Below are 13,192 nucleotides of genomic sequence, written 5' to 3'. Positions count from 1 at the left end.
CGCGGATACGATGGCTGTGGGATAATCGTCCCAATCGATAGGCTCGCGATATCTCACCTGCTGAGACGGATCCGGGTCAAACTCGCCGCCTAACCACTTCACTCAAGGATATCCCGATGGACGAGAATAAACGTCGCGCGCTCACTTCTGCGCTGAGCCAGATCGAAAAACAGTTCGGCAAGGGCGCGGTGATGCGCATGGGCGACCGCACCTCGGATGCGGTCGACGTCGTTCCGACCGGCTCGCTCGGGCTGGATATCGCGCTGGGTATCGGCGGTTTGCCGCGTGGTCGCGTGGTCGAAATTTATGGTCCGGAATCGTCGGGCAAAACTACCTTGACCTTGCACGTCGTCGCTCAGGCGCAAAAGCTCGGTGGTGCGTGTGCATTTGTCGATGCCGAGCACGCCCTGGATCCGATTTATGCCGAAAAACTTGGCGTGAACGTGGATGATCTGCTGGTATCGCAACCCGATACCGGCGAGCAGGCATTGGAAATCGTCGACATGCTGGTGCGCTCGGGTGCAGTCGATGTCGTCGTGGTCGACTCGGTTGCGGCATTGACGCCGAAAGCGGAAATCGAAGGCGAAATGGGCGATGTCCATGTCGGTCTGCAGGCGCGTTTGATGAGTCAGGCGTTGCGCAAACTCACCGGCAATATCAAACGTTCAAACTGCATGGTGATCTTCATCAATCAGCTGCGTATGAAGATCGGCATGATGATGCCAGGGCAGAGTCCGGAAACCACGACCGGCGGCAACGCGCTGAAATTCTACGCATCGATTCGTCTCGACATTCGCCGTATCGGCGCGGTGAAGAAGGGCGAAGAAATCATCGGCAACCAGACCCGCATCAAAGTGGTCAAGAATAAACTCGCGCCCCCATTCAAGCAGGTCGTCACCGAGATTTTGTACGGCGAGGGCATTTCCCGCGAAGGCGAACTTATCGACATGGGCTCGGACGCCAAGATCGTGGATAAATCCGGCGCTTGGTATTCCTATAACGGCGAACGCATCGGACAGGGCAAGGACAACGCGCGCCAATACCTGCGTGAGCATCCGGAGATCGCCAAAGATATCGAAGAGAAGCTGCGCGCATTGCTGGTCGTGACCAAGCCGAGCGCGCCGGTCGCCGCGGCGGAGCTTGAAGAGGTTTGATGCACCGACTCGCTGTTGTCGCTAGCGACAGCGAGTCGGCCGTATGAAGTAGATTTCGCCCTCAAACATGCCGCGAATTCCAACTGAAAAACCCAATGGCAGCCCCTACGACAGGGCGCTGCTTTTGCTTGCGCGCCGCGAACATTCCGAGCGCGAACTGCTCGGCAAACTGGAGCTGCGCGGTTTTGATGCGACTGAAAGCATCGCCGCGTTGCATCTGCTGCAAGAACAGAACTATCAGAATGATGAGCGTTTCGCCGGCTGTCTGGTGCGCCAGCGCATCAACGATGGTTATGGGCCGCGCTGGATCATTGCCGAGTTGAAGACACATGGCATCGGCGGTGCTTCGGCGCAGGCGCGGATCGCGGCAGAAGATCCCGATTGGCTGGCCGTGGCGCGGGGTCAGTTGCGTCGCCGTTATGCCGGCAAAATCGCGACCACCCCGGCGGAGCGCAACAAACGCGGTCAGTTTCTCTTGCGTCGCGGCTTTGAAATTGACACAGTACGCAGTCTCACTCGCGCCGCTGACACGGACGGTATTGCCGAGCTCGACTGACGCGCCATTCGCCGCGTGCGTTGATTGAACTCTCGCCCCATGGGCCGCATGTCCAGACTGTTCGCGATCGAGAATCGCCTCCCTCAGCTTGCCGTGATGATTGCCCATGACACTCGTGCCGCCCCCCGCCGTGCCGACCAAAACCAGTGCTGAAATTCGCAGCGGATTTCTCGAATATTTTCGTGGCAAAGGGCATAGCATCGTGCCGTCCAGCTCGCTCGTGCCGGGTAACGATGCGACGCTGATGTTCACCAATTCCGGCATGGTGCAATTCAAGGATGTATTTCTCGGAGCCGACAAGCGCAGTTACGTGCGCGCCGCATCAGTGCAGCGTTGCCTACGTGCCGGTGGCAAGCACAACGATCTCGATCAGGTCGGTTATACCGCGCGCCACCACACGTTTTTCGAGATGCTCGGCAACTGGTCTTTCGGTGATTATTTCAAGCGTGATGCGATCAAGTACGCGTGGGAATTGCTCACCGATATTTTCGGCTTGCCGAAGGACAGACTCTGGGTCACCGTGTATCACACCGATAACGAGGCCTATGACTTGTGGGCCAAGGAAATTGGTATTCCGCCTGAACGCATTGTGCGCATCGGCGACAACAAGGGCGCTCCATACGCATCGGATAATTTTTGGCAGATGGCCGATACCGGGCCATGCGGTCCGTGCACCGAAATTTTTTATGATCATGGCGCGGAAATCGCCGGTGGCCCGCCCGGATCGCCCGATGAAGATGGCGATCGTTACATCGAAATCTGGAACCTCGTCTTCATGCAGTTCGACCGTGCCGCCGATGGCACGCTGAGTCCGCTGCCAGCGCCATGCGTGGATACCGGCATGGGGCTCGAACGTCTCGCCGCGGTATTGCAGCATGTGCATTCGAATTACGAGATTGATCTGTTCCAGCATCTGATTCGGGTCGCGGCGCAGCTCACCAACACGAGCGATCTCGAAAACAAATCGCTGCGCGTGATTGCTGATCATATCCGTGCGTGTTCGTTCCTGATTGTCGACGGCGTTTTGCCCTCCAACGAGGGACGCGGTTATGTGCTGCGTCGGATCATCCGTCGCGCGTTGCGGCACGGTTATATGCTCGGCGTGCGTGGAACATTTTTCTATCGCATGCTGACGCCGTTGATTGTGGAAATGGGCGAGGCGTATCCAGAACTTGTCGCCAAGCGCGAATTGATCGAACGTGCGTTGAAAACCGAAGAAGAACGCTTCGGCGAAACGCTGGAGCATGGCATGCGCGTGTTTGAGGAAGTCGCCACGCGCTCCGCTGCGACCATTCCTGGCGCGGACGCATTTCGTCTCTACGATACCTACGGTTTCCCCGTTGATTTGACCGCGGACATCGCTCGCGAGCGCGGCCTCACCGTTGATATGGCCGGTTTCGAAACCGCGATGGAACAGCAGCGTGATCGTGCCCGTGCCGCGAGCAATTTCGGCGGGCAAAGCCAGATCGCCGCAGACGTGGTCAAGGATCTGCCAGCGACGGAATTCCTCGGTTATGCCGGACTGTCCGCCAGCGACTTGAAGCTGGTCGCGATCGTGCGCGATGGTCGCGGCATCGATGTGCTGAATGATGGTGAAGCCGCCACGCTGATTCTCGATCGCACGCCGTTCTACGCCGAATCGGGCGGGCAGGTCGGCGATACCGGCACGCTGACATCGGGCGCGGGAAGTTTTGCTGTGAGCGATACGGTCAAACTGGCCGGTACGTTCTTCGGTCATGTCGGGCGCTGGAGCGGCAAGCCGCTGAAAGTCGGCGAGGTATTCAGCGCCAGCGTGAATGAGCAGCGCCGAGTTGCCACCGTGCTCAATCATTCCGCCACGCATCTATTGCATGCGGCGTTGCGTAAGGTTCTGGGTGAACATGTGCAGCAGAAGGGCAGCCTCGTGGCACCGGACAGATTGCGTTTTGATTTCTCGCATTTCGCGCCACTCAGCAGTGCGGAGTTGCACACGGTTGAGACGATGGTGAATGCGGAGATCCGCCGCAACGTTGATGTCGAAGTGCACGAGATGGCTTACGACGATGCGATCGAATTTGGCGCGATGGCCTCGTTCGGTGAGAAATATGGCGAACATGTGCGCGTGTTGCGCATGGGTGAATTTTCAACCGAATTATGTGGCGGCACGCACGTGTCGCGCAGCGGCGATATCGGTTTGTTCAAGCTGCTCGGCGAAAGTGGCGTTGCCTCGGGCGTGCGCCGTATCGAAGCGGTGACTGGCGCCACGGCGCTTGATCTCGTGGCCGAAAAGGAACAGCGCTTGGTCGAGGTCGGACATTTGCTCGCCGCGAGCAGCAACGATGTGCTGGACAAGCTGCGCCAGCTGTTCGACAAGCAGAAAAAACTCGAGCGCGAACTCGACTCGTACAAGTCGAAGGCCGCACAATCTGCAACGCGTGATCTGGCCGAGACGGCAGTCGATGTGGCAGGTTTCAAAGTGATTGCAGCGCGACTCGATGGCCTCGATGCAAAAGCCTTGCGCGACGGCGTCGACCAGCTCAAGAACAAGCTCGGCGATTGTGTGGTTCTGCTCGCATCAGGCGTGGATGGCAAGATCGCGTTGGTCGGCGGCGTGCATGGCAAGGCGCTGACAAAACTCAAGGCCGGCGATCTGGTCAGCCACGTTGCACAACAGATTGGCGGAAAGGGCGGCGGTCGCCCTGACCTTGCCCAAGGCGGTGGTGAAGACACGCCATTATTACTGGCGGCACTTGACTCGGTAATGCAATGGGTAGCTCAAAAAACTGGCTGAGGAATCGTGAAAAGGATGTAAATTTCCTTTACACACCGAGTAGATTGCACCCGCGGGGTGGCTCGGCTAGTATCGCTTAACGTGTTTTAAAAGTGTCTTAAGTTTGTTCGCATCAGGAAGCACGTCACCCTGCGCAACTCGATCAAGAAAGTTTGTCAGGAAAGTTGTTCGACGGAATTCGCTGACTTTGGGTAATTCTCGAGAGTGCACGGATTGGTGATCTGCAGCGCTGGTATCGATTGGATCGATGCAAGCCATACAGGAGAAAAAAAATGTTGATTTTGACTCGTCGAGTTGGTGAGACTCTGATGATCGGTGATGAAGTAAGCGTTACCGTACTGGGCGTGAAAGGCAACCAGGTACGTATTGGCATCAACGCACCCAAAGATGTATCGGTGCACCGCGAAGAAATTTACCAGCGCATCAAGCGCGAGCACGAAAATCCGACAGTAATTGATACGGATGTGCCACCCGCGAGCAGTTGAGGCTTTACCAGCCGGCGTTGAACCGCTATCCTTGCGCACCTGACTGACATCGTTCGGTCGGGTGCGTTAGCGACGAGCTAGGTCATGCGCAACATGCGTCTGCCAGCAACGTCAGAAATCCCCGGAGAGGTGCCCGAGAGGCCGAAGGGGCTCCCCTGCTAAGGGAGTATAGGGTCAAAAGCTTTATCGAGGGTTCGAATCCCTCCCTCTCCGCCACTATTCAAACCTCTGCTCTCTCAAAGAGGTTTCAGGAAGTCGAAACACTTCTTCCGACTATCCGCCGCTTCAACCCACAACCAGATAATTTTTCTCGTGCTGTTTCCTGGCGTGACGAGCTGTACATCGCGCAATATTATCTCCCCCGCAACGGTATTTCTTCCACGGGCTCGACCACGAGCGCCGGCTCAGAGCGATGGGTCGGCATGCGAAAAGTGAAGCATGTATAAGAAGCATGGCCGGGATGTCGTGTGCCCCAGGCACGCTGGCACTTTTGCTGCGATGCGGTATATTCCGAGTCGCTGCGCTTGAACTGTAACGGCGCGGCCATTTTGTGATTTGCCAATCGGTGTCGGCGCGCCCTGGTAGGGTGTTGCGGCTACCGTCCCGCCATCCTCTGCACGGAACCCGCGATGCCCGTCGACCAACAATTGTTTCACGAAGATGTACGCCTGCTCGGGCGCTTGCTCGGCGATGTTTTGCGCGCGCAAAGCGGGCAGGAAATTTTCGACAAGGTGGAAAACATTCGTAAGAGCGCGGTCGCATTCCGGCGCGCGAGTGGTGAAGCCGCGCTGAGTGCACGCAGCACCTTGGAAAATCTGCTGGACGGATTGAGCGAGGCGGAATCGCTGCTGGTCGTGCGCGCGTTTTCGTATTTTTCGCACCTCGCCAATATCGCCGAAGACGTGGAGCAGAATCGCCAGCGTCGTGCGGTGTTGATTGCCGGCGATCACGCGCCTGAAGGCACGCTTGCTTACGCGCTTGCGCGCTTACGCGATGCCGGCGCGAGCGCGCAGACGCTCAAGCAATGGTTTGCCAGCGCGCGGATCATGCCAGTGCTCACCGCGCATCCGACCGAAGTGCAGCGCCACAGCGTGCTCGATAGCGAGCGCGCGATTGCGAGCCTGCTGCATCGGCGCGATCGCGAATCACTCACGCCGGAAGAATCCGCTACGCTCAGCGAACATCTGTTCCAGCGCGTCCTCACGCTCTGGCAAACCGCGATGTTGCGCCATGCCAAGCTGCGGGTGCGCGATGAAATCGAGAACGCGCTGGCGTATTACCGCTATACGTTTCTCGAACAACTGCCGCAGATGTACTGCGCGCTCGAAGACAATGTCGCGGCGCAATTTGCGGAGTCGGATAGCGCAGGTCTGCCGGCTTTTTTCCGCATGGGTTCGTGGATCGGCGGCGATCGCGACGGCAATCCGTTCGTCACCGCCGACATGTTGCAAACCGCGATCAGCGAGCAGGCTGCGCTGGTCATTACGCATTACCTCGGCGAGCTGCATCTGCTTGGCGCTGAGTTGTCGTTGTCGGCGCGTATTGTCAGTGTCAGCCCGGCGCTCGAAAAACTCGCCGAACACGCGCATGACGAGTCGCCGTATCGCGCCAACGAGCCGTATCGTCGCGCGCTGATCGGCGTGTATGCGCGGCTCGCGGCTACGGCGAAATCCTGGCTCGGCCTGCGCACCAATCCCGAGCCGGTATCGCTGCGCCCGGCGTATGCGTCATCGCATGAATTTCTGGCCGATCTGGAAATTCTCGATGCGTCGTTGCGCACGCACGGATCAAGTGCGCTCGCGCAAGGCCGGTTGCGCCGGCTGAATCGCGCGGTGCGTTGTTTCGGCTTTCATCTCGCCGCACTCGACATGCGCCAGAACGCCGATGTGCACGAAGTGGTGGTCGCGGAACTGCTCGCGCATGCCGGCGTCTGTGCCGATTATCTCGCGCTAGACGAAGACGCTCGCGCTGCTTTGTTGACCGAAGAATTGCGCAGCGCGCGACCGTTGTCGTCGCCGCATATTGAATACAGCGAGCGCACGTTGTCCGAGTTGGCGATCCTGCGCGTGGCCGCGTCGATCCACGCACGCTACGGCGCCGAGGCGTTGCCGCATTACGTGATTTCGAAAGCGGCATCGTTGTCGGATTTGCTCGAAGTCGGCGTGCTCGCGAAAGAAGTCGGCTTGCTCAAACCCGGTGCACAGCCGCAGCTCGCGATCGACATCATTCCGCTGTTCGAAACGATCTCCGATTTGCACGCGTGCGACACGATCATGGCGGAGGCATTTGCGCATCCGCTCTATCGCGACTGGCTGCGTTCGCGTGGCGACGCGCAGGAAATCATGCTCGGTTATTCCGACAGCAATAAAGACGGCGGTTATCTCACGGCCAACTGGGTGTTGTACCAGGCGCAGCAGCGGCTGATGCAACTGTGCAATGCGCAGAAAATTCGCATGCGGTTGTTTCATGGCCGCGGCGGCGCGGTCGGGCGCGGCGGCGGATCGAGTTACGAGGCGATTCTCGCGCAAGCGCCGGGCAGCGTGAATGGCGCGATACGCGTGACCGAGCAGGGTGAGATTATTCGCAGCAAATATTCGGACCCCGAACAAGGGCGACGCAATCTTGAAAGTCTGGCCGCGGCGACGTTGTTGACGAGTCTCGCGCCGATCGACGATGTCGAAACCGCCGACTATCGCAATGCGGTCGAAGCGCTATCGCAACACGCGTATTCAGCGTACCGAAAACTGGTGTACGACACGCCGAATTTCGCCGAATATTTTCGCGCGACCACGCCGATTGCGGAGATCGCCGAGTTGAATATCGGCAGTCGCCCGGCGTCGCGCAGCGGCTCGCCGCGCATCGAGGATTTGCGCGCGATTCCGTGGGGATTTTCGTGGGGCCAATGTCGTCTGTTGTTGCCGGGCTGGTACGGTTTTGGTTCGGCGGTGCAGGCGTGGCTGGCAGAAAATCCCGACGGTTTGCCGTTGCTGCGCGAGATGCATGCGCGCTGGCCTTTTTTCCGCACCATTCTTTCGAACATGCGCATGGTGCTGGCCAAGACCGATCTCGCGGTCGCCTCGCGTTATGCCGAGCTGTGCACCGATGCCGACTTGCGCACGAATATTTTCGGCAGCATAAAAACCGAGATGGCGTTGACGATCGAGCATCTCATGGCGATCACCGAGATGAGCGATTTGCTCGCCGATCAACCGGGCTTGGCCAACTCGATCCGCAACCGTTTTCCGTATCTCGATCCGCTCAATCACCTGCAGGTGGAGTTGCTCAAACGCTATCGCGCGGGCAGGGCGGATGAGTCGGCGAAAACCGCGATTCACCTGACCATCAACGGCCTTGCGGCGGGTTTGCGCAATAGCGGTTGATGCGTCGCCGCATCGAGAGTTGCGCCAAAAATTTTGCCGTGGGTTATCTTACGCATCGCGGCAAAATCTTTCGCAAAAAATCTCTGGAGGGAAACCCATGCGTAAACCCATGTTGAGCGTAATGAGTGTGTTGTTGATCGCCGGTGCGGCGCAGAATATTCACGCCGCCGATGCGCGCGCGGATATCAGCGCGGCGATGCACCAGATGGCCAAACCCGGCAATAAATTTCATACCGTCGGCGTGAATACGTCGGATGGCAAGACCATGAAAAGTTCGGTCGATATCATCATGCCTGATCATTTTCATGTCATGAGCGATCGCAACGAAATTATCGTGATTCCCGAAGGCAGCTGGATGAAGCACGAGGGAAATTGGCAGAAGTTGCCGATGGACATGAGCCGCGCGATTGGCCAGTTCACGCCAGCGGCGATGGCCGAAGCGGAAAAGAACATGAGCGATGCCAAGTTTCTCGGCGAGGACAGCATCAACGGCGAAAAAGCCAAGACCTATTCCTACGCCACGACCATGTCGATCATGGGCATCAAGAGCACGTCGAACGCCAAAATCTGGGTCAGCGACAGTAGTGGTCGCGTGATCCACATGGAATCCGACGGCTCGGCGATGAACAAAACCACGCACACAGTGCAGGACATCACCTACGACAATTCGATTACGATTTCGCCGCCGAATTGATCGCCATCCGCTAGACATTCCGCGCAATCACAGGCCTGCCACGCGCAGGCCTGTTGCGTTTCGCAGCTCCATTCAAACGCCCCGACGCAACGGAGTACAATCGCGTTCTCTGTGTGATTGTCTGGAGTTATCGTGAGCACGCCCATCAAGCAATTAGCGGTCAAGGATCTTTCCGCCGAAGCCGCGCCACTGCGTTTCGTCACGGCGGCCAGCCTGTTCGACGGTCACGATGCCGCGATCAATATCATGCGCCGTTTGATTCAGGCGCAAGGCGGCGAGGTGATCCATCTCGGGCACAACCGCAGCGTCGAAGACGTGGTACGCGCCGCATTGCAGGAAGACGCCGACGCGATCGCGCTGAGCTCATATCAGGGCGGCCACAACGAATATTTCAAATACATGGTCGACATGCTCAAGGAGCGCGGCGCCGGTCACGTGCGTGTGTTCGGTGGCGGTGGCGGCACGATCACGCCCGAGGAAATCGCCGAGCTGCACAAGTACGGCGTCGAGCGCATTTATCATCCGAACGACGGCATGCACATGGGCCTGGTCGCGATGATCGAAGATCTCGTGCGGCGCACGCGCACGGCGGCGGAAAAGCGCCCGGGCTGGGCGGTGGCGCATCGCTCGGACAGCGGCGCGTTGCAGCCGACATCACAGCCGCATATCGATGATGAAATCTCGATCGGCCACATGCTTTCGGCGATCGAGGAAGGCGCCTACAGCGAAACCGAACTCGCGCACCTGCGCAAGCAGTGGCAGCTCGCCGGCGCGCAGACGCCCGTGGTCGGCATCACCGGCACCGGTGGCGCGGGCAAGTCGTCGGTGGTGGATGAATTGGTCAATCGCTTTTTGCAACATTTTCCACAAATGCGCATCGCCGTTCTCGCGGTCGATCCCACGCGTCGGCGCAGCGGCGGCGCCTTGCTTGGCGATCGCATCCGGCTGAACTCGCTGCGCAGTCCGCGCGTGTTCATGCGCTCGATGGCGACCCGTCGCCAGCATGTCGCGACCAATATCGTGCTCAAGGAATGCATCAGTTTTCTGCGCGGTCAGGCTTATGATCTCGTGATTGTCGAAACCGCCGGCATCGGTCAATCCGATTCGGAAATCGTCGATCTCGTCGATTTCCCGATGTACGTGATGACCAGCGATTACGGCGCGGCTTCGCAGCTCGAAAAAATCGACATGCTCGATTTCGCCGAACTCGTGGTGCTCAACAAATACGACAAACGCGGCGCCGAAGATGCGTTGCGCGACGTGCGCAAACAGTGGAAGCGCAACCGTGTCGCGTTCCAGCTCACCGACGAGCAAGTGCCGGTGTATCCCACCATCGCCAGCCAGTTCAACGATCCGGGCATCACCTGGATGTTCGATAATCTGTGTCGCCTGCTGCGCGAAAAACTCAAGCTGCCCGCCGATAAATGGACGCCCGCTGGCAACATCGTACTCAAGGAGCCGCGCGCCACCGTGCTGATTCCGGGCGCGCGTGTGCGTTATCTCGCCGAGATCGCCGAAGGCGGTCGCGCGATCAATACCGATGCGGAACGCCAAGCCGATGCGGCCAGTCGTGCGCAAAGTTATTGGCAATCGCTGCAGGATATTGGTGATGCCAGTTTGCCGAAGGCGTTGGATTGGTACGATCCATCCAACCTCGTCGGCATTGAAGATCGCAGCCTGCTTACCTTGCGCCAGCGTTATCAGGATGCGGTGAAAACGCTCGATGCCGATTCCATTGCACTGCTGCGCGAATGGCCGCAACGGCTCAAGTCGATCACCGATGCAGAATACGAATACAACGTGCGCGGCAAGCCGGTGCGCGGCGAAAATTATCGCGTGTCGTTGTCGCATCAGAAGATTCCGAAAATCGCCGCACCCACGTATCGCGATTGGGGCGATCTGCTCAAATTCCTGCTCAAGGAAAACCTGCCGGGCGCGTATCCGTACACCGGCGGCGTGTTTCCGTATCGGCGCGTGGGTGAAGATCCGATCCGCATGTTTGCGGGCGAGGGCACGCCCGAGCGCACCAATCGGCGTTTCCATTATTTGAGTCAGGGCTTGGCGGCGGCGCGTCTTTCCACCGCGTTCGATTCGGTCACGTTGTACGGTGAAGACCCCGCCATACGCCCCGATATCTACGGCAAGATCGGCAACTCCGGCGTGAATATTCCGACGCTCGACGACATGAAAAAACTCTACTCCGGGTTTGATCTGTGCGCGCCGACAACATCGGTATCGATGACGATCAACGGCCCCGCGCCGATCATCCTCGCCATGTTCATGAACACCGCGATCGATCAGCAGGTCGAAAAATATCTGCGCGCCGATACCAAGCGCTGGGATGACGCGCACGCAAAAATCGAAGCCTTGTTCGCCGGCAAAACCCGCCCGCGTTACGAAGGCGCCATGCCCCCGGCAGCGATGGTCTAGGGTTGGGTTTGCTCGGCGTATCGGGCACAGAAGTGGTGGATGCCGAAACCTACGCACGCATCAAGGCCGACACCTTGACCAAGGTGCGCGGCACCGTGCAGGCGGATATTTTGAAAGAGGATCAGGCACAAAACACCTGCATCTTCAGCACGGAATTTGCGCTGCGCATGATGGGCGATATCCAGCAGTATTTTGTCGATCACGCCGTGCGCAATTTCTACTCGGTATCGATCAGCGGATATCACATTGCCGAAGCGGGCGCTAACCCGATTTCGCAGCTCGCCTTCACGCTCAGCAACGGCTTCACAATCGTCGAGTATTACCTCGCGCGTGGCATGAAGATCGACGATTTCGCGCCGAACCTCAGCTTCTTTTTCAGCAACGGCATGGACCCGGAATACACCGTGATCGGCAGAGTCGCGCGCCGCATCTGGGCGCGTGCAATGCGCGAGCGTTACGGCGCCGATGCGCGCAGCCAGATGATGAAATACCACATCCAGACCAGCGGCCGCTCACTGCACGCGCAGGAAATCCAGTTCAACGATATCCGCACCACCTTGCAAGCGTTGTACGCGCTGTTCGACAACTGCAACAGCCTGCATACCAACGCCTACGACGAAGCCATTACCACGCCGACCGAAGAAAGCGTGCGCCGCGCCGTGGCAATCCAGATGATCATCAACAAGGAGCTCGGCCTCAACTTCAACGAGAATCCGTGGCAGGGCAGCTTTATCGTCGAGGCGCTCACCGATATCGTCGAAGAAGCCGTGTACAAGGAGTTCGAAGCGATCAGCGAGCGCGGCGGCGTGCTCGGCGCGATGGACACCATGTACCAGCGCGGCAAGATTCAGGAAGAATCGATGTACTACGAACACAAGAAACACGATGGCAGCCTGCCGCTAGTCGGCGTCAATACGTTTTTGCCGAAGGATCACGGCGGCGACATCGTCACCGAGATCGAACTGATCCGCTCAACGGAAGAAGAAAAGGGCGCGCAGATCGTCAACGTCAAAACCTATGGCGAGTCGCGTAACTCGCTGGCCCCGGAAAGTTTGCGTACGCTGCAAACCACCGCGCGCGAGCGCAAGAACGTGTTCGAGCAGTTAATGGAAGCGGTGAAGTACAACTCGCTCGGGCAGATTAGTCATGCGTTGTATGAGGTGGGTGGGGAATATCGCAGGAATATGTAAGCCATGCCGATCATCTCCAGCTTTTTCGGTATCTTCGTGCGCATGTATTTTGCCGACCACGCACCGCCGCATGTGCACATCGAATACCAGGGTCACGAGGCGCTGATCGCTATCGAGGATGGCGCTGTGGTACAGGGCCAACTACCAAAGCGCGCACTGGCATTGGTGCGGCAATGGTGTCTCGACCATCGCCAGGAGTTGGAGCAGAATTGGGTCAACGCGCAGGCACTTAAGCCGCTCAGCCGTATCGCCGGAGCAGACAATGATTAAACTGATCGCTATCGAGCCGAAAGCAGGCACGCAGTTGCTGTTGCGATTCTCCGATGGTGCGTGGGGCGTATACGATTTCGCACCCTTTATCCTCGCTAAAACAGAAATGACCACGCCGCTCGGTGATCCCGCATTCTTTGCGCGTTTTTTCATCGAAGCCGGAGCATTGGCTTGGCCCAACGGTTTTGATCTGAGTGCGGGCTCATTACACCAGCGCCTGCAGGATGCTGGCGGGTTGCATCGCAACGCAGCAGCAGCCTGAA

Annotated in this window: 10 protein-coding genes and 1 tRNA gene; all 11 read left to right on the top strand. The window is 58.4% G+C overall.

Going from position 1 to position 13,192, the window contains the following annotated elements; all coding sequences use genetic code 11:
• Positions 1-116: 116 nt before the first annotated feature.
• Positions 117-1,154: a recombinase RecA gene (gene recA, locus ELE36_RS11265; protein WP_129833344.1), complete on the top strand. Its 1,038-nt coding sequence runs from the start codon at positions 117-119 to the stop codon at positions 1,152-1,154.
• Positions 1,155-1,221: 67 nt separating this feature from the next.
• Positions 1,222-1,710, top strand: a complete 489-nt coding sequence (locus ELE36_RS11260; RefSeq protein WP_129833342.1) for a regulatory protein RecX — start codon at positions 1,222-1,224, stop codon at positions 1,708-1,710.
• A gap of 106 nt (positions 1,711-1,816) precedes the next feature.
• The gene (gene alaS, locus ELE36_RS11255; protein ID WP_129833340.1) at positions 1,817-4,480 is read left to right on the top strand and encodes an alanine--tRNA ligase; all 2,664 of its coding nucleotides are present in this window, start codon (positions 1,817-1,819) and stop codon (positions 4,478-4,480) included.
• 272 nt (positions 4,481-4,752) lie between these two features.
• Positions 4,753-4,965 (top strand): carbon storage regulator CsrA, encoded by a 213-nt coding sequence (csrA, locus tag ELE36_RS11250; RefSeq protein ID WP_129833338.1) that lies wholly within the window; start codon positions 4,753-4,755, stop codon positions 4,963-4,965.
• 123 nt (positions 4,966-5,088) lie between these two features.
• Positions 5,089-5,181 (top strand) — tRNA-Ser (locus ELE36_RS11245).
• A 413-nt stretch (positions 5,182-5,594) separates the two neighbouring features.
• On the top strand, positions 5,595-8,345 hold the full coding sequence (gene ppc, locus ELE36_RS11240; RefSeq protein ID WP_129833336.1) for a phosphoenolpyruvate carboxylase: 2,751 nt from the start codon (positions 5,595-5,597) through the stop codon (positions 8,343-8,345).
• Positions 8,346-8,442: 97 nt separating this feature from the next.
• Positions 8,443-9,039 (top strand): LolA-like protein, encoded by a 597-nt coding sequence (locus ELE36_RS11235; RefSeq protein ID WP_129833334.1) that lies wholly within the window; start codon positions 8,443-8,445, stop codon positions 9,037-9,039.
• A gap of 246 nt (positions 9,040-9,285) precedes the next feature.
• Entirely contained in the window at positions 9,286-11,469 is a 2,184-nt protein-coding gene (locus tag ELE36_RS21175) for a methylmalonyl-CoA mutase family protein (RefSeq protein WP_425480915.1), read from the top strand.
• Positions 11,470-11,477: 8 nt separating this feature from the next.
• Positions 11,478-12,659, top strand: coding sequence for a methylmalonyl-CoA mutase family protein (locus tag ELE36_RS21170; protein ID WP_425480877.1), 1,182 nt, complete (start codon positions 11,478-11,480; stop codon positions 12,657-12,659).
• Positions 12,660-12,662: 3 nt separating this feature from the next.
• Positions 12,663-12,929 (top strand): DUF4160 domain-containing protein, encoded by a 267-nt coding sequence (locus tag ELE36_RS11225; protein ID WP_165371574.1) that lies wholly within the window; start codon positions 12,663-12,665, stop codon positions 12,927-12,929.
• Entirely contained in the window at positions 12,922-13,191 is a 270-nt protein-coding gene (locus ELE36_RS11220; RefSeq protein WP_129833332.1) for a DUF2442 domain-containing protein, read from the top strand. Before ELE36_RS11225 ends, ELE36_RS11220 begins: the two co-directional genes overlap by 8 nt.
• Position 13,192 lies beyond the last annotated feature (1 nt).

This window comes from Pseudolysobacter antarcticus (genome assembly GCF_004168365.1).
Lineage (GTDB): Bacteria > Pseudomonadota > Gammaproteobacteria > Xanthomonadales > Rhodanobacteraceae > Pseudolysobacter > Pseudolysobacter antarcticus.
The sequence above is the reverse complement of the archived record's forward strand: the minus strand, read 5'-3'. Positions and strand labels throughout refer to the sequence as shown.